15 protein-coding genes are annotated in these 16,744 nt (G+C 58.3%); 10 read left to right on the top strand and 5 right to left on the bottom strand.

What is annotated here, in order from left to right; genetic code table 11:
• Window positions 1–16 precede the first annotated feature (16 nt).
• Window positions 17–940 carry a muramoyltetrapeptide carboxypeptidase gene (gene ldcA, locus NR201_RS02860; RefSeq protein ID WP_010669878.1) on the bottom strand — a complete coding sequence of 308 codons (924 nt, stop codon included), beginning with the start codon at window positions 938–940 and terminating at the stop codon, window positions 17–19.
• Between the two features lie 164 nt (window positions 941–1,104).
• Between ldcA and emtA the strand changes: the two genes are divergently transcribed.
• Window positions 1,105–1,734, top strand: coding sequence for a membrane-bound lytic murein transglycosylase EmtA (gene emtA / locus NR201_RS02855; RefSeq protein WP_010246204.1), 630 nt, complete (start codon window positions 1,105–1,107; stop codon window positions 1,732–1,734).
• Here emtA and NR201_RS02850 read toward each other — a convergent pair.
• Window positions 1,727–2,701 carry a sugar-binding transcriptional regulator gene (locus tag NR201_RS02850; RefSeq protein ID WP_033779397.1) on the bottom strand — a complete coding sequence of 325 codons (975 nt, stop codon included), beginning with the start codon at window positions 2,699–2,701 and terminating at the stop codon, window positions 1,727–1,729. The genes emtA and NR201_RS02850 overlap by 8 nt on opposite strands.
• A gap of 183 nt (window positions 2,702–2,884) precedes the next feature.
• On the opposite strand from NR201_RS02850, the gene NR201_RS02845 reads away from it, so the two are divergent.
• The 8 genes from NR201_RS02845 to NR201_RS02810 all read left to right on the top strand — a co-directional run bounded on the left by NR201_RS02845 (window position 2,885) and on the right by NR201_RS02810 (window position 11,937).
• Entirely contained in the window at window positions 2,885–3,826 is a 942-nt protein-coding gene (locus NR201_RS02845; protein WP_010246199.1) for a D-ribose ABC transporter substrate-binding protein, read from the top strand.
• A 2-nt stretch (window positions 3,827–3,828) separates the two neighbouring features.
• On the top strand, window positions 3,829–4,428 hold the full coding sequence (locus NR201_RS02840; RefSeq protein ID WP_033771476.1) for a DUF2291 family protein: 600 nt from the start codon (window positions 3,829–3,831) through the stop codon (window positions 4,426–4,428).
• The gene (locus tag NR201_RS02835) at window positions 4,428–5,942 is read left to right on the top strand and encodes a sugar ABC transporter ATP-binding protein (protein WP_022625834.1); all 1,515 of its coding nucleotides are present in this window, start codon (window positions 4,428–4,430) and stop codon (window positions 5,940–5,942) included. The genes NR201_RS02840 and NR201_RS02835 overlap by 1 nt, the downstream gene beginning before the upstream one ends.
• Before the next feature lie 2 nt (window positions 5,943–5,944).
• Window positions 5,945–7,051, top strand: coding sequence for an ABC transporter permease (locus tag NR201_RS02830; protein WP_010669880.1), 1,107 nt, complete (start codon window positions 5,945–5,947; stop codon window positions 7,049–7,051).
• Window positions 7,052–7,240: 189 nt separating this feature from the next.
• Window positions 7,241–8,071, top strand: a complete 831-nt coding sequence (locus NR201_RS02825; protein ID WP_010246187.1) for a transketolase — start codon at window positions 7,241–7,243, stop codon at window positions 8,069–8,071.
• Window positions 8,064–9,008, top strand: coding sequence for a transketolase family protein (locus tag NR201_RS02820; protein WP_010246183.1), 945 nt, complete (start codon window positions 8,064–8,066; stop codon window positions 9,006–9,008). Before NR201_RS02825 ends, NR201_RS02820 begins: the two co-directional genes overlap by 8 nt.
• A gap of 2 nt (window positions 9,009–9,010) precedes the next feature.
• Complete coding sequence (locus tag NR201_RS02815; protein WP_010669882.1) at window positions 9,011–10,498, top strand: FGGY family carbohydrate kinase; 1,488 nt, start codon at window positions 9,011–9,013, stop codon at window positions 10,496–10,498.
• Between the two features lie 20 nt (window positions 10,499–10,518).
• Complete coding sequence (locus NR201_RS02810) at window positions 10,519–11,937, top strand: L-fucose/L-arabinose isomerase family protein (protein WP_010246177.1); 1,419 nt, start codon at window positions 10,519–10,521, stop codon at window positions 11,935–11,937.
• Window positions 11,938–12,048: 111 nt separating this feature from the next.
• On the opposite strand, the gene NR201_RS02805 is transcribed toward NR201_RS02810, so the two are convergent.
• Both NR201_RS02805 and NR201_RS02800 read right to left on the bottom strand, forming a co-directional pair.
• Entirely contained in the window at window positions 12,049–13,179 is a 1,131-nt protein-coding gene (locus NR201_RS02805; protein WP_256849359.1) for a mechanosensitive ion channel family protein, read from the bottom strand.
• A 96-nt stretch (window positions 13,180–13,275) separates the two neighbouring features.
• Entirely contained in the window at window positions 13,276–14,010 is a 735-nt protein-coding gene (locus tag NR201_RS02800; RefSeq protein ID WP_022625830.1) for a flagellar brake protein, read from the bottom strand.
• A 209-nt stretch (window positions 14,011–14,219) separates the two neighbouring features.
• Between NR201_RS02800 and NR201_RS02795 the strand changes: the two genes are divergently transcribed.
• Complete coding sequence (locus NR201_RS02795; RefSeq protein WP_010246168.1) at window positions 14,220–14,468, top strand: GlsB/YeaQ/YmgE family stress response membrane protein; 249 nt, start codon at window positions 14,220–14,222, stop codon at window positions 14,466–14,468.
• Window positions 14,469–14,535: 67 nt separating this feature from the next.
• On the opposite strand, the gene NR201_RS02790 is transcribed toward NR201_RS02795, so the two are convergent.
• Window positions 14,536–16,635, bottom strand: a complete 2,100-nt coding sequence (locus NR201_RS02790) for a TonB-dependent siderophore receptor (protein WP_187491712.1) — start codon at window positions 16,633–16,635, stop codon at window positions 14,536–14,538.
• Window positions 16,636–16,744 lie beyond the last annotated feature (109 nt).

Below are 16,744 nucleotides of genomic sequence, written 5' to 3'. Positions count from 1 at the left end.
TCTCCTGAAACAAACGCTATTCCCGCAGGACGGGATGCCCGGTCGCCTGCAAACGGGCGTGGCCCTGGCTGACCGCTAATCGTGCGCTGGCACCCAAAGGCAGTGTTACGGTGTCAGCGGCATGACCAAAATCTAATCCACAAATCAGCGGCAGACCGGTGGTGTCACGCAGTCGCTGCCAGACGGTGCTGAAGTCAAACCCGTTGTCATATTCCGTCAGGGCTGTACTGGTGAAGCTGCCGGTAACGATCGCCCGCTGTCGCGCCAGAATGCCGCTCTGCTGCAGCTGAATCAGCATGCGTTCAATGCGGAACGGATGCTCATTCACATCCTCAATCACCAGAATGCCGTTCTCAAACTGCGGCATCCACGGCGTGCCAATCAGTGAGCAGATCATCGCCAGATTCCCGCCCCACAGCGTACCCTGCCATTCGCCCTCGTCAGGCGTTTCGCTTTGCCATGTCACCTCTACTGTAGGTGAAGTCAGTGCCTGCCAGAAGTGGTGAAGGGTAAATTCAGATAAGGTCGCGGCGCCGAAGTTACCGGCCAGCATCGGTGCGCTGAAGGTAATCAGGCCGACCTGCGCCAGCAGGGCCAGCTGAATCGCGGTGAAGTCGCTGTGGCCGCACAGCGCCAGCGGCTGATTCAGCAGACGGCGTTGCAGGCCGATGTAATCGATGGACTCCAGTAACCGGCTGGCACCATAACCGCCACGCACCGCCAGCACCACATCGGGCAGCGTGCTGAGACTGGCAAGCTGGTTGATATCCGCCAGGCGCTCTGCGTCCGTACCGGCGAAGCGCTGAAAACGGCGGGTGATCACCTGCTCGTTCTCTACCTGATGGCCGGCCGCGCGCAGTCGTGCAATGCCCTGCAGCGCCGCAGGCTGATTGTGACAGTAACCGGAGGGGGAGATAAGACGAACTGAACGTGAAATCATCATACTTTCCTGCTGTTAGCGCCTGACTGACGGCGATGATGGCGAAAAGCGCCGCTGAAGTCACGGTACGCGCCGCATTTTCATGCATTTAGGATAAACGGTAATTTTGCTCTCAGGCTGCCTGGGTATGATAGCATTCGCCACAACAGCTACGAGATGAAAAATTGCTGAAAATCCGACACCTTATACTCTCAGCGTTACTCCTGACCGGCTGTGCCAGCGAGCCACCGCACCATGCCGTTAAGCAGCGCAACACGCCATTAACTCAGGCACCGCCGTCCAGCGTCAATGGCACCTGGGCGATGTTTACCGAAGATGCCGCCAGTCATTATGGCGTTGATGAGAAGTTGATCAGCGCCATTATCAGTGTCGAGTCGGGTGGAAATCCGGGCGTGGTGAGCCGTTCAAATGCGGTGGGGCTGATGCAGATTAAAGCTTCGACCGCCGGGCGCGAAGTCTATCGCACGCTGGGCCGTCGTGGTCAGCCGTCGAATGCCGAGTTGCGCGATCCGGCCAAAAATATTGATATCGGCACCGCCTATATCCGCATTCTGCAGAACTCCGCGCTGTCGGGCATCCGCGATCCGCTGACCCTGCGCTATGCCACCATCGTCTCTTATGCCAACGGCGCAGGAGCGTTACTGCGGACTTTCTCCAGCGATCGCGATCGGGCCATTGCGATGATCAATGCGATGTCACCGGATGAGTTCTATCAGCATGTGCAGAACAAGCATCCGGCGGCGCAGGCCCCGCGCTATCTGTGGAAAGTCACCACGGCTTACCGCACTATCTGACCGGTTGTGATGAATCCTGCGGCGTGAGCAGTAGCCGCGCCGTGGGATAGTCGATGATCAGCACCTTGATGTAGCCGCCCAGCAGCGCACCGCGAATCGCCTGCGCTTTCTCTCTTCCGCCTGCCAGCCCGACCACCTGTGGACACTGTTTCACCTGCGCCAGCTCCATACCAATCACCGGATCTTCTTCTGCTTTCAGCACCGGCTGTCCGCAGGCGTCGAAATAGTGCAGACAGATATCGCCTACCGCACCGCGCGCCGCCAGCGTTTGCAGCATCCTGCCATCGTAGTAGTTGCCCGAATTACGTAACAGCGCCGACGGCTCCAGATCGCCAATGCCGACAATCGCCAGGTCGACCTGCTCAAATTTACTCAGCACCTCGGCGACCTCTGCGTTGGCAGAGAGCCGCTGGCGATCGCTGACCGAATGCTCAATCGACTGCGACGGCAGCAGCCAGGCGGGGCAGTTCAGCAGCGCCGCCAGATTTTGCGTCAGAATCGTCGCCTGCACATTGCCGTTAGCCCCGACGCCACCCAGCAGCTGGATCACCCCTTTGCAGGCGCTGTTGAGCGGATGCAGCGCATCCACCATCGCCCGGATCGTGCCGCTCCATGACGAAATACCAATCAGCTCATCGTTTCGCAGTCGGGTCTCCAGATAGTGAGCGGCCGCCGATCCAATCGCCTGCTTAATCTGCAGCGGCGATGCCTGGTCCGGCACATCCACCACAATCGCCTGCGGCAGGTTATAGGTCTGCTCAATGGCCTTTTCCAGCTCAGGGTAGACGTTGGCTGGTGGCACCACGCTGATCTTGACCACACCTTCTTTCACGCTGCGATTAAGAATGCGTGAGACAAACGACTGCGATAAGGTCAGCGACTGCGCAATCTCTGACTGCTTCAACCCTTCGACATAGTAAAGGGTGGCAATTTTCACCATCAATCGCTGTTCATCCTGTTTTGCCATCGGTTTTTCCCTCTCTGATTCTGCCCGGTATTGTTAACCAGGATGATCAAAATCACAACGCAGGCTAATTTGTGATCGTTTTCGCTTTTTGACGATCGCGCATTGGACGGCACGTCAGCGCGGGCGCATAGTCATTATGCATATAAAATCGCGTGTGAATATATATTCAAACGGAGAAAAATAATGACTCGTCCTCTGATCAAACTGACCCTGCTCGCATCGATGCTCGCCTTTTCAGCGACCGCGCTGGCGGCAGAGCAAGGCCTGCTGGCGATTATCACCCCATCCCATGACAACCCGTTCTTTAAAGCCGAGGCGGAAGGGGCCTTAGCGAAAGCCAAAGAGCTGGGTTACGCCACGCTGGTGGCGTCGCACGATGATGACGTAAACAAGCAAAACCAGCTGATTGAGACCGCGATTGCGCGCAAAGCCAAAGCGATCATTCTTGATAACGCTGGTGCCGACGCCACCGTCGGACCGGTGCAGAAAGCCAAAGATGCCGGGATCCCGACCTTTCTGATTGACCGGGAGATCAACAAAACCGGCATCGCGGTGGCGCAGATCGTCTCTAACAACTATCAGGGGGCGCAGCTGGGCGCGGAGAAATTTGCGAAATTGCTGGGCGGCAAAGGGGACTATGTTGAACTGCTGGGCAAAGAGTCTGACACCAACGCGGGCGTGCGGTCGCAGGGCTATCACGATGTGCTGGATGACTACAGCGACATGAAAATGGTGGCTCAGCAGAGCGCCAACTGGAGCCAGACCGAAGCCTTCAGCCGCATGGAAACCCTGCTGCAGAAACACCCCAACATCGTGGGCGTCATCTCCGGTAACGACACCATGGCGCTGGGTGCCGAAGCCGCGCTGAAAGCCGCCGGGAAAACATCGGTGATCGTGGTGGGCTTTGATGGCAGCGACTACACCCGCGATTCGATCCTCAACAAAGGCAATATTAAAGCGACGGTACTGCAGCCGGGCTGGGATCAGGCGCAGATGGCGGTCACGCAGGCGGATTACTACCTGAAGAACGGCAAAGCGCAGAAACAGGAGAAGCAGCTGATGGACTGCGTGCTGATTGACGACAGCAACGCCGCTAAGTTGAAAAACTTCAACCTGGCGAAATAACCATGAAACGGATGCTGGCGGTATTGACCGGTATGGCGCTACTCAGCGCCTGCACCGTGGTGGATCTGGATGCGGACGGTAAGCCGATCCTGCCGAAGGATCCGCACGCGAAACCCAGCTATACCACCCAGACACCGCAGCAGATTGCGGAAGAGACCTGGCAGCCGCGCGTGATGACCACCGCGAACAGCCATGCGCTGAGCTGGGCCGACATGGAGGCGAAAAGTCAGACGGTCAAACCCGGCGGGCGCGAAAGCGTCTTCGTGCGAGCCGGTGGGACAGCCAGCGCCTTTGATGAGAGTAACCCGCGTGAACGCACGCTGACGCTGATGATTAACGGCAAGCCGGTGGCGGTCAGTGTCGGGCCGGTACTGCGCAGTAACGCTATCCGGGATGCCGCCGGATTCCGTTTCGAAGAGTTTACTAATCAGGTGCAGTACGCCCAGCTGACCCGGGCGCTGAACCGTCACGCGGTGAAGCAACTGCCACCGCTGGATGCCAGCTGGGTCAACCAGCCGGTGCAGGCGCTGCTGGCCGTAACCATCGGGCAGAACAGCGTTGAAGATGTGGTAGCGGTTGAGCTGAAGCGGGGGACGCCCTGATGGACGATGAGATTATTCTGCGGGCCGAACAGATATCGATGCTGTTTCCCGGCACGCTGGCGCTGGATCGCGTCGACTATCGGGTCTGGCGCGGCAAAGTTAACGTCATCATCGGTGAGAATGGGGCGGGCAAATCGACCCTGATGAAAATTCTGGCCGGGGTACAGCAGCCCACGGCCGGTTCGCTGTTCCTGAATGGCGAGCCGCTGACGCTGAGCAGCACCCGCGACGCCGCCCGGCACGGCATCGGCATGGTGCACCAGGAGCTGAATCTGTTTGAGAACCTGACGGTGGCTGAAAACCTGTTTCTTGGCCGGGAGATCCAGCGCGGCCTGGCCCCGATCAACGAGGCGGAGCAGGCTCGCCGCACCGCCGCGCTGATGGCGCGCCTGGATCAGCCGATTTCACCCCATGAGCGGGTCGGTAATCTCAAAGTGGGTCAGCAGCAGCTGGTCGAGATTGCCAAAGCGCTGGCGGAAGATGCGGACATCCTGATCCTCGACGAGCCGACCTCGGCGCTGAGCAAAACCGAAGTGGAGATCCTGTTCCGTGTGATCCGCGACCTGACGCAGCAGGGCGTTACCGTGATTTACATCTCCCACCGGCTGGAAGAGCTGATGGCAATTGGCGACGTGATCACCATTCTGCGCGACGGGCGCTTTCAGGCCGAAGCGCCGGTCAGCAGCATCGATGTGCCGTGGATCGTGCGTGAGATGCTGGGCAGTGAACCGGTCACCACCTTCCTGCCGGAAGCGCGTGAGTTTGGCGCGCCGGTGCTGGAGGCGCAGCACATTACCTGCGTCAGCCCAAACGGCAATACCCTGGTGGATGACGTCAGTTTTCAGGTGCGGGCCGGGGAAATTGTCGGGATTTACGGGCTGATGGGCGCAGGCCGCACCGAGCTGTTTGAGTGTCTGCTTGGCAGTCAGCGCCACTATCTGGGCAAGCTGTGGCTCGACAGCAAACCGCTGCCGACCCGTCTGCCCACCGCCGACCGTATCCGCATGGGCATGAGTCTGGTGCCGGAAGATCGCAAACGCGCCGGGATTTTCCCGGTGTCATCGGTCGCCAGTAATCTCACCATCGCCAGCCTGTGGCGGCGTCTGTCGCATCGCTTTGCCATTGCCCATCAGGCGGAGCAGCAGGCGGTAAGCCAGACGGTGGGCAACCTGGCGATCAAAATCTCCTCGCCGGACGTGGCCATCAGCGCGCTGAGTGGTGGCAACCAGCAGAAAGTGGTGATTGGCCGTGCGCTGCTGACCAATCCGCGTCTGCTGCTGCTGGATGAGCCGAGTCGCGGCATTGATGTCGGTGCAAAAGCAGAGGTATTTCGCATGATGGTGGCGCTATCGCAGCAGGGCATTGCAGTACTGTTCTCCACCTCGGACCTGAAAGAGATTATGGCGGTAGCCGATCGCATCCTGGTGATGTCGGGCGGCAAACTTACGGCTGATCTTCCCCGCGACCAGGCGGAAGAAGCAGCGCTGGTGAAAGCAAGTGCGCAGGGGTTCTGAGCATGAAAAGCAATGACAGTGTCGCGCTGACCACACTTCCGGCTAAGGCGTTCAGTTCACGTGAAAGCATTCTGCTGCTGCTTCTGAAGCTGCGCACTTTTATTGCGCTGATTCTGATCGTCGGCTTCTTCGCCATCACCGTGCCGGACTTTCTCGCCACCGGCAGCCTGGTGATCATGGTGAAACATATCGCCATCAACGCCTTTCTGGCGCTGGGCATCACCTTTGTCATTATCACGGCGGGAATTGACCTGTCGATTGGGGCGACGCTGGGACTGTGCGGCATGATCGCCGGCTGGCTGATTACCAAAGGCATTGTGCTGCCGATGTTTGGCATCGCTATTTTTCCCAGCGTCTGGGTGATTGTGCCGGTGGTGCTGCTGATCGGCGCGCTGATTGGCGCGGGCAACGGCTGGATCATTACCCGCTACAACGTGGCACCCTTTATCTGCACCCTCGGCACCATGTATATCCTGCGCGGCGCGGCGATGCTCACCTCCGGCGGCGAGACCTTTCCTGGTCTGCAGGGGAATCCGCTGCTGGGCAATACCGGTTTCGATCGGATTGGTGCCGGAACCTTTCTGGGGCTGCCTTACGCCATCTGGATGATGGTGCTGCTGGCGCTGGTGATCGCCTACATCGCCCGTCGCCTGCCGTTTGGCCGTCAGGTCTATGCCATCGGAGACAATGAACGTGCCGCTGAACTGTCGGGTGTGAAAACCCGGCAGGTAAAAATTCTGGTCTACACCCTGTCAGGATTCTGCGCGGCGATTGCTGGCATCGTGGTCTCATCGCAACTGGTCGCCAGCCATCCGGCTAACGGCACCGCATTTGAGATGAATGCCATTGCCGCCGTGGTGCTGGGTGGTACGTCGCTGGCGGGCGGACGCGGCACCATCCTCGGCACGCTGATTGGTGCGTTCGTCATCGGCTTTCTGGCGGATGGCCTGATCATGATGGGTGTCAGTGAATTCTGGCAGATGGTGATCAAAGGCATCGTGATTATCATCGCGGTGATCATCGACCAGACACAGAGCCGGATGCAGCAGAAGGCGGCCGTGGTGGCTCAGAAAGCGTTAATCGAGGAGGGGACACCGGCAAAACCCTGACGGGAAAGTGCGTTGAACCGGACAGCGGGTGCCGCTGAGTGATTCCTGGCAGCGGACGGCCTGCCCGGTTTAATGGGCAGAGTAGTGAACAAAGGGCGGTTTAGTTTATTAGCCCCTTTTTTCAGGCACAAAATTTTTTAACCGACGTGAATATATATTCATAACCGATTTAAAATTCAGAGGTAGTGTATGAATCCTTTCAATCTTCCGGTCGATGACCTTGAGCGCCGGGCGCGGGCAATCCGCCGCCGCATCATCCAGCTTAACGCGGGCAGCCCGGCAGGCGGTCATACCGGCGCTGACCTGTCACAGGTAGAGATCCTCACCGCGCTCTACTTCCGCATTCTGAACTGCGCACCGGATCGTACAGACGACGATCAGCGTGACATCTATATCCAGTCCAAAGGGCATGCGGTGGGGGGCTATTACTGCGTGCTGGCGGAAGCGGGCTACTTCCCGACCGACTGGCTGGCAACCTACCAGCATGCCGACTCGCATCTGCCCGGCCATCCGGTACGGCAGAAAACGCCGGGCGTTGAGCTGAACACCGGCGCGCTGGGTCACGGCCTGCCGGTGGCGGTGGGCATCGCTATCGCGGCGAAAAAAGATAACAGCCCGCGCCGCATCTTTGTGGTGACCGGCGATGGTGAACTGGCTGAAGGCAGCAACTGGGAGGCGGCGCTGGTGGCGGCGCATTACGGCCTCGACAACCTGATCATCATCAATGACAAAAACAAGCTGCAACTGGCGGGCGCGACCCGCGACATCATGAACACCGATCCGCTGCCGGAAAAATGGCGCGCCTTCGGGCTGGAGGTCACCGAATGCAACGGCAATGATATGGCGGCGGTGGTCGACACCATTGAAAACCTGCCGAAGAACGGCAAACCGCAGGTGATTGTGGCGCATACCGAGAAGGGATTTGGCGTCTCCTTTATCCAGAGCAAGGCGGAATGGCATCACCGGGTGCCGAAAGGCGAAGAGATCGCACTGGCACTGGAGGAACTGAAAGATGAGTAATGCACAACATTTAGCAAGCGTCATGGTCACGGCCTTTATCGACGCGGTGAATCGCGGTGTGGATCTGGTGCCGGTGGTAGCGGACTCCACGTCGACGGCCAAAATCGCCCCCTTTATCAAGGCCTTTCCCGACCGGCTGATTAACGTCGGCATCGCTGAGCAGACGCTGGTGGGCACGGCGGCCGGTCTGGCGCTGGGCGGCAAGGTCGCAGTGACCTGTAACGCCGCGCCATTTCTGGTGTCACGCGCCAATGAGCAGGTAAAAGTCGACGTCTGCTATAACAACACCAACGTCAAACTGTTCGGGCTGAATGCCGGGACCAGCTATGGCCCGTTAGCCAGTACCCATCACAGCATTGATGACATTGCGGTGATGCGCGGTTTCGGCAACATCGAGATCTATGCGCCTTCCTGCCCGCTGGAGTGCCGTCAGATCATCGATTACGCCCTTGAGCATGTCGGGCCGGTCTATATCCGTCTGGATGGCAAAGATCTGCCGCAGCTGCACGCGGAAAGCTATCAGTTCAGGCCGGGCGCGATCGACCTGTTGCGTGAAGGCAGCGACATCGCACTGGTGGCGATGGGCTCAACGGTTCACGAGGTGGTTCACGCTGCTGAGCAACTGGCTGAGCAGGGCATTTCAGCCGGTGTGATCGCGGTTCCATCGATTCGACCTTGTGATACCCAACAGCTGCGCAACCTGTTAAATCACTACCCAGCGGTGATTACCGTAGAGGAGCATAACGTTAATGGCGGTGTCGGCAGCCTGGTGGCCGAAGTGCTGGCGGAAGGCGGCTGCGGCATCCCGCTGTTGCGGCTCGGCATTGCAGATGGGGAATATGCGATTGCCGGCGATCGCGCCTCTACCCGCGCCCATCATGGCATTGATGCCAGTAGCGTGGTGAACAGTGCAGCGCGCATCTGCGCAGGAGCATAAACATGGTGGGACCCCTGATTCTGGCGATCGACGAAGGCACTACCAATGCTAAAGCGATTGCGGTTGATCGCGATGGCCGTGTGGTGGCACGCGGCAGCCAGAGCTTAACCCTGCAACACCCGCAGCCGGGACTGGCTGAGCAGGACCCTGTGGCGATCTGGCAGGCGGTAAAAGAGGCCATTACCCATTGCCTGGCAGCCTGTGGTGGCGCGCCTGTCGCGGCTGTGGCGATCAGTAATCAGCGCGAGTCGGTGCTGATCTGGCAGCGGCGTGACGGCAAGCCGCTGACGCCGCTGGTGAGCTGGCAGGATCGACGATCCGAGTCACTCTGTCGCGACCTGCATCAGGCGGGCAAAGCACCTCGCATCACCGGTTTGACCGGCCTGGCCGTTGACCCGATGTTTCCGGCCGCCAAGCTGACCGGGATGCTGGCCGCCATTCCTGACGGCGCGGCGCGGGCGGCGGCGGGTGAGCTCTGTATCGGCACGGTCGACAGCTGGCTCAGCTGGCAGCTCAGCGCCGGCGAGGTATTTATTACCGATCATGCTAACGCCTCCCGTACTCAACTCTACAGCCTGCATCTTAATGACTGGGACGACGAGCTGCTGACGCTGTTTCAGCTGCCGCGCGCCGCGCTGCCGCGCATCACCGCCTCAGCCAGTGAACAGGGCGTGGTCGCGGTGAGTGATATTCCCGGCTTAGCGCCAGGCACGCCGATTCTGGCGCGCATCGGCGACTCTCATGCCGCCTTACAGGCGCAGCGGCGCGGCGAGTCTGAAGTGGTGAAAGCCACCTACGGCACCGGATCTTCACTGATGATGTCCATGGCGACGCCGCTGCTGACGGAAAATGGCCTCAGCACCACCGTGGCCTGGCACGACGGCACGCTGCGTTATGCCTTTGAAGGCAACATTACCCACACCGGTTCCGGTGCCGCCTGGCTGGGCAGAATGCTCGGCGTGCAGGAGCCGCGCGAGCTCACCGCGATGGCGCAGCGCTGCGACGATAATCAGGGCATCTATTTTGTCCCGGCGCTCTCTGGCCTGGGCGCGCCCTGGTGGGATCTGCAGGCGCGCGGCATGGTGTGCGGACTGACGGATGCCGCCACACCCGCCGTGCTGGCGCGGGTGGCGCTGGAGTCGATCGTCTGGCAAATCGCCGACGTCTTTTTTGCCATGGAGCAGGCCAGCGGCCAGCAGCTTCCGGCGCTCTGTGTGGATGGCAGCGCCACCGAAAATAGCTGGCTGATGCAGTTACAGGCGGATGTGTTACAGCGGCCGTTGCAGCGGGTGCCTACCGCCGAGGTCTCCGCGCTGGGCGCGGCACTGCTGGCAGGCAAAGTGCTGGGATGGTGGCAGCAGGGCAGTGATATGCAGGCGCTGCAGGGCGGCAGCGTCATCATGCCGCGTGAAGAGCACGCGCAGCGTATGCAGGAAAACTATAAAGGCTGGATTGACGCCGTTGCACGCTGTCGTTATCAGCCACATTAATCCTTATCCGGAGCAGAGCCATGTCAACACTTCCTCAGCAGTTAACCTTCGGCGTCATTATTGGCAACCGGGGTTTTTTTCCCAGCTATCTGGTGGGCGAGGCGCGCCAGCAGGCGGTCGCGCTGTTTGAAAAGATGAACATTAATACGGTGATGCTGGATGAGACCCAGACCAACCTGGGCGGCGTCGAGACGCGTCAGGAGGCGAAAACCTGCGCCGCGCTGTTTCGTCAGCACCGCGAAGCGATTCACGGCATTGTGGTGCTGCTGCCTAACTTTGGTGATGAAAAAGCCATCGCGGAAGCGCTGCGTCTCGCCGGGCTGAACGTGCCGGTGCTGGTGCAGGCCGAAGAGGACAATCTGGATAAAATGGGACTGGCGACCCGCCGCGACAGCTTCTGCGGCAAAATTTCGCTCTGCAACAACCTGCGGCAATATGGCATCCCGTTTACGCTGACCCGCCAGCACGTCTGCGCCCTGAGCGGCGACGTGTTTATGCAGGATCTGCAGCGGTTCAGCCAGCTCTGTCGGGTGGTGAATGCCATGCGCCGGGTACGCGTCGGGGCAATTGGTGCCCGGCCCGCCGGATTCAACACCGTGCGCTACAGCGAAAAGCTGCTGGAGAAGATGGGCATCGCGGTGGAGACCCTGGATTTATCGGAGATCTTTACCCGCACCAACCGGCTGCGCGATGACGATATCCGCGTGGCAGAGAAGCGTGAAATCCTGGAGGCCAACGCCGATGCGCGGGGGATTCCGGGTGACAAACTGGTGACCATGGCCAAACTGTTTGTGGTGATCAGCGAGTGGATCAGCGACAACGATATCGATACCACCGCCATCCAGTGCTGGACGTCGTTGCAGGAGAACCTGGGCATTAACGTCTGCTCAATCATGAGCGTGATGTCGGGCCAGCTGATGCCCAGCGCCTGCGAAGTGGATGTGATGGGGGCGCTGTCGATGTATGCGCTCGCCAGTTGCTCGCTGAACCCCGCCTCGCTGGCAGACTGGAACAACAACTTTGGCGACGAGCGGGACAAATGTGTGCTGTTTCACTGCGGTAATTTCGCCAGCGCCAGCCTGGAGTCAGCGACCATGGGCACGGCGGATATCATCGGCACCACCGTGGGCAAAGAGAACACCTGTGGCGCAGTGCATGGCCGCATGAAGCAGGGCGATCTGACCTATTTCCGCCTCTCTACCGACGACTTCAGCGGCGAAATCAAAGCCTATGTGGGAGAGGGAATGTCGGTCACCGATCCGCTGGACACGGTAGGTTGCCGTGCGGTGATCCAGGTGCCGCAACTGGAGACACTGCTGGCGTGGATCTGCCGTAACGGCTTTGAGCATCATGTGGCGATGAACCACTCTGCCACGGCTGGTGTGCTGCAGGAAGCGTTCAGTGAGTATCTCGGCGTGAGCTGCTACCGGCATCAGTAAGCGGTAAGGCGGAACGGCTGAATGCAGGGGATGAAGCAGCCGGTGCGGTCACGATTCCGCCCGCACCGGCTTGTATGCGCGCCACGCCTGAAAAGAAAGGCGGGCACTGGTTTAGCGCGCCATTCTGCGCACCTCGTCATCATCATTCTGTACCGCAACCAGATCCACCGGTGGCAGATTGCCGCCGCTGAACTCCACCTGACGAATCGGGAAGGCGAAGCGGATATTTCGCTCTTCCAGTGCTGCCATCAGTTGCAGGTTAATCTCCTGCTGAATATCCATGTACTTGTTGTAATCCGCATCCAGCACAAAATAGACCACTTCGAAGGTCAGTTTTGAATCCTCAAAGGCCAGGAAGTGGGCGCGGTCAAAACGGGTGGTCTCAACGCCCTGGATAATCTCTTTCACCAGCGGGCTGATCTCCCGGACCTGCTCTGACGGCGTGGCATAGCTGATACCAAACTTAAAGACGATGCGGCGCTGCTGCATACGCTTATAGTTGTGGATCGTCTGCTGCAACAGAATGGTATTTGAGCAGACAATCTGCTCGCCGCTCAGGCTGCGCAGTCGGGTGGTTTTCAGGCCGATATGCTCAATGGAACCGGCAATGTCACCAAAGACAATAAAATCGCCATGCTCAAACGGCTTATCAAAGCCTATCGCCAGTGAAGCAAACACATCGCTCAGTACGGTCTGAATCGCCAGCGCAATCGCGATACCACCAACCCCAAGGCTGGTGACCAGTGCGGTAATGTTGATGCCCATGTTCGACAGAATGGCCAGGAACATCATGATCCAGACCACCACCCGCAGCAGAATCCCGAGGATCACCGTAGTGACCGGGTTGCGCACGTGCAGCGGGTCACGCAGCAGACTTTTCAGCCATAGCCGGATGCCACAGTCGAGCCACAGAGCGAGCTGCACAATCAGCGCCAGGAACCAGCCGTGCGCGATGGTTACACTCCACGACGCGGGCAGATCGACAAACTTCAGGGCAATCAGCAGCGAAAAGATCAGCAGCAGGGTCTGGCTGGTACTGCGCAATATCTCCACCAGAATCGCAGTGGCGCGAACATGACGATGTTCGCTGTAAAGGGCAATCCGGTTGGAGATAAAGCGAATCAGAGTACGTAATATCCAGTAAATCACCAGCGTGGACACCACCACGATGGCGCTGTTTAGCCAGAGTTCCTGATTAAAAAAGAGGGAGTGAAAACGACGTGAAGAGAGCCAGTTTTCCATTGGGGAGGGTCTCCTTGCTGGGTTCCGGTTTAAAAGAAAACAAGCAAGAAGCATAGCCTGGATGCGGCCCACCTGTGTGGCGCATCCGTAAAGCGGTTACTGGAATCGGGTCGATTTATCGCGAGCCAGGCGCTCAAGGGCAAAAATAATCTGCTGAAGCTGCCGCTCCTGCGCCGGGTTCAGCGTGGCAAAACGAAAGCTCAGTCGCGGTGTGATGCGGGTTTCATTTTTGCCGGTCACCACGCTGCGCTCGCCAATGCTCAGCAGCTTTACCGGCACGTCAAAATGGCCATACTCGCCCAGCTCGACCCGGAACGAATTGAAACTGTCACCGTCCTGCAACCCGTCCGGCAGCGCTTCATCGACCAGCACGCCGATACCGCCCAGCGACAGATCCTGCAGACGCAGGCGCGTTTTCCTGCCATCGGGCCACACGGTATGACACCAGAACTGCGGCTCCAGCGGGGCGCAGACCCGGAAAAACTCACGTCGCTGGATCTGCCACAGCAGGCCTGGCAGCGGCGCGCTGAAAGCGGGTAACCCTTCAAACTCCACGATTTCCAGCGCGGCGAGGCTGAATTCCACCTTAGCGCCGTAGGTTTCCGCAGTGATACTGAGATCGTCGCTGGTCAGGGCATAATCGTTATCCAGATTATTACTGCCGAGGTCAAACAGCAGGTGATCTTCATCGGCAGCCAGCATCCGGCTGATAAACTGCCCACGCGGAAAGCGCACCAGTAATGGCGTCTGCAATCGCAGCAGATCTTTCATAACGCCAAGAACCGCCAGCGTGCCACGTTTTAGATATTGTTCCTGGTCGGCTTCTTTCACGTCCTGCTCCACAAGGGGGTTACTTTATTGATGCGGTTTTTTTGCCTCGTCTCGGTTATCGGCGCGGCTAAAAAAAGCTTTAGCATGCTATTCATCAATAATAACTGTGAGCAGGCAGGCATTTTTTGAAAAGCTGGTTATACTTATCGCGGTAAACCGCTTGATTAATCAGGCGTTCACGATTTAATCAAAAAAGGAAGGAGCAACAGATGGGTATTATTTCCTGGGTCGTCTTTGGCTTAATCGCAGGTATTCTGGCGAAGTGGATTATGCCGGGTAAAGACGGTGGCGGTTTCATTCTGACTATCGTTCTGGGTATTATCGGTGCAGTAGTGGGTGGCTGGATCAGTACGCTGTTTGGCTTCGGCCGCGTCGATGGGTTTAACTTCGGAAGTTTTGTGGTCGCTGTTATCGGTGCCATCGTGGTGCTGTTTATCTACCGCAAAGTACGCAGTTGACCGTAAAGGTTTAAAAGAAAAAGGGGACGAAGCGATTCGTCCCCTTTTTTTATCTCTTATTTTGCTATCAGAAGTCGTAACCGACTGTCGCCATCACGCTGCGTTCCGCGCCCCAGTAGCAGAAGCCCGTACCGTAACAGCCTGCCACATAGGTGCGGTCGGTCAGATTATTGGCGTTGACCTGCACCCAGGCACCTTTCAGGCTGCTGTTCCAGACGCCGAGATCGGCCCGCACTGACGCATCAAACAACGTCACAGACGGCACACGGGTGGTGTTTTCATTGTCCGCCCACTGTTTGCCGATGTAACGCACGCCCGCACCCGCACTCAGACCGTAATCAAACTGATAGTGACCCCAGAGTGCAGCCATGCTGTTGGGTGTGACATATGGCGTATGTCCGTCGTTGCCATCCACCGACTCTTTAAAGCGCAGATGATTCAGCGTATAGCTCGCCACGGTGCTCAGACGCGGGGTTAACTGATTACGCGCTTCCAGCTCAATGCCCTGTGAATGCACTTTGCCCGAAGGGGTAAAGAACGGCGTCGGTGCTTCCCGGTTCGCCACATCTTTCTGCGTCAGGTCATAGACCGCAACGCTATAGAGATCGCGGGTGCCGACCGGCTGATATTTCACCCCGGCTTCATACTGCTCCGCGGTGGTGGGCTTCAGCAGGTTATTGTTGGAATCGGTGAGCGCGGTCGGGGTAATTGCCTGGCTCCAGCTCACATAAGGCGAGATGCCGTTGTCGAAGGCATAGAGCAGCGCAGCGCGTCCGCTGATGTGATCATCCTGACGACGCTCATTGCCGCTGTTATTGGCGACGATGCGGTCATAACGACCGGAGAGATCCAGATGCCAGCGATCCAGCTTCATCTCATCCTGCAGATAGAGGCCGGTCTGATAGTAGCGACGGGTTTTATCGGCCCAGGTGTAATCCGGCATGTCGCCTACCTGCTCGCCGGTCAGGGCATTGAGCTGACTGGCTGAACCGCCCGCCGCGTTGATCTCATTTTTGTAACGATGATACTCGGCACCCAGGGTGACGCGGTGCTCCAGTTCACCGGTGTCGAACTCCGCCTGTAAGCGGTTATCGGTGGACCAGGCAGAGAGCGACGAGCGCTCACCGGAGTAAGAACGGTTCAGCAGGTCGGGATTATTTTCATCCCAGCCAACCTGATAGACCTGATCGAGATCGACATTCGAGTGGCTGTAGCTGCCGGTCGAGTAAAATGACCAGACGTCGTTGAAGCGATGGGCGAAATCGAAGCTGTAGATCTGCTCGCGACGCTTGAACTGATCGAGATCGCTGTTGCCCTCATAAAAGCCGTTGCTCAGCTTGTAGCCGTTGTGTTCGGTGAGGCTGCCGTCACCCGGTACCGAACCGTGATAACCGCCCGACGGATCCTTCTGCAGATAGGCTTTCAGGATTAGATGTGTATCTTCGTCCGGCTGCCACATCAGCTGCGGCATCAGTGCATATTTCTCTTCGCGGGTGTGATCGTACTGGGTATCGCTGTTGCGGGTCACGCCGGTCAGGCGAAACGCCCACTGATCGTTGATGGCATTGGTGTAGTCAAATATCGTGCCGGTGGTGGCGTTGCTGCCCGCCTGCAACTGGATGTGACCCTCTTCGCTGAACTGAGGACGCTTGGTGACCATGTTCACCAGTCCGCCCGGCACCGTCTGACCATAGAGCGCAGAAGAGGGGCCTTTGATCACGTCGATGCGCTCAAGGAAGGCGTTATCGACCTGCAATACATTGTAACTGCCACCGTCGCTCATCAGTCGCATGCCGTCGAGGAAGGTATTATCGGTATCGCCGCCATGGAAGCCGCGTAGCGAAATAGTGTCGTAACGCGTCGCGGCACCGCCGAAGTTGGTGAAGACGCCGGAACTATAGCCCAGCGCCTGATTCAGGGTCAGTGCGCCCTGATCCTGCATCTGCTGGCGGGTAACCACGGAAATCGATTGCGGCGTGGTGATCAGCGGACGATCGCTTTTGGTTGCGCCCTGGCTGGTCGTCGCCAGATAGCCCTGGGTCGGCGAGGTCGAATCTTCCTGCGGTTGCGCGGTTACCACCATATCGGCAGCATAACTCAGAGCAGGCGCGGTCAGCGCCAGGGTGCATAGGGGAACATAACCTTTCAGCGACAATGACAGTTTCATCAAAATTCCTTTCTTGGCAAAGGTTCAGGCAGGTGAATAAAAGCTTTGATAGGCAATCTCATTATCATAATGAGAATTATTACCTTTTGTAAATTGGCTGCAATTTTGC

It is taken from the genome of Pantoea sp. Fr-CA_6 (genome assembly GCF_024520895.1).
Classification (GTDB): domain Bacteria; phylum Pseudomonadota; class Gammaproteobacteria; order Enterobacterales; family Enterobacteriaceae; genus Pantoea; species Pantoea agglomerans.
This window is presented reverse-complemented; position numbering and strand designations above follow the sequence as displayed.

Coding starts and splice junctions, on each gene's coding strand:
- ldcA (WP_010669878.1), bottom strand. CDS start 940: ATGATTTCACGTTCAGTTCGTCTTATCTCCCCCTCCGGTTACTGTCAC.
- NR201_RS02850 (WP_033779397.1), bottom strand. CDS start 2,701: ATGGCAAAACAGGATGAACAGCGATTGATGGTGAAAATTGCCACCCTT.
- NR201_RS02845 (WP_010246199.1), top strand. CDS start 2,885: ATGACTCGTCCTCTGATCAAACTGACCCTGCTCGCATCGATGCTCGCC.
- NR201_RS02840 (WP_033771476.1), top strand. CDS start 3,829: ATGAAACGGATGCTGGCGGTATTGACCGGTATGGCGCTACTCAGCGCC.
- NR201_RS02835 (WP_022625834.1), top strand. CDS start 4,428: ATGGACGATGAGATTATTCTGCGGGCCGAACAGATATCGATGCTGTTT.
- NR201_RS02830 (WP_010669880.1), top strand. CDS start 5,945: ATGAAAAGCAATGACAGTGTCGCGCTGACCACACTTCCGGCTAAGGCG.
- NR201_RS02825 (WP_010246187.1), top strand. CDS start 7,241: ATGAATCCTTTCAATCTTCCGGTCGATGACCTTGAGCGCCGGGCGCGG.
- NR201_RS02820 (WP_010246183.1), top strand. CDS start 8,064: ATGAGTAATGCACAACATTTAGCAAGCGTCATGGTCACGGCCTTTATC.
- NR201_RS02815 (WP_010669882.1), top strand. CDS start 9,011: ATGGTGGGACCCCTGATTCTGGCGATCGACGAAGGCACTACCAATGCT.
- NR201_RS02810 (WP_010246177.1), top strand. CDS start 10,519: ATGTCAACACTTCCTCAGCAGTTAACCTTCGGCGTCATTATTGGCAAC.
- NR201_RS02805 (WP_256849359.1), bottom strand. CDS start 13,179: ATGGAAAACTGGCTCTCTTCACGTCGTTTTCACTCCCTCTTTTTTAAT.
- NR201_RS02795 (WP_010246168.1), top strand. CDS start 14,220: ATGGGTATTATTTCCTGGGTCGTCTTTGGCTTAATCGCAGGTATTCTG.
- NR201_RS02790 (WP_187491712.1), bottom strand. CDS start 16,635: ATGAAACTGTCATTGTCGCTGAAAGGTTATGTTCCCCTATGCACCCTG.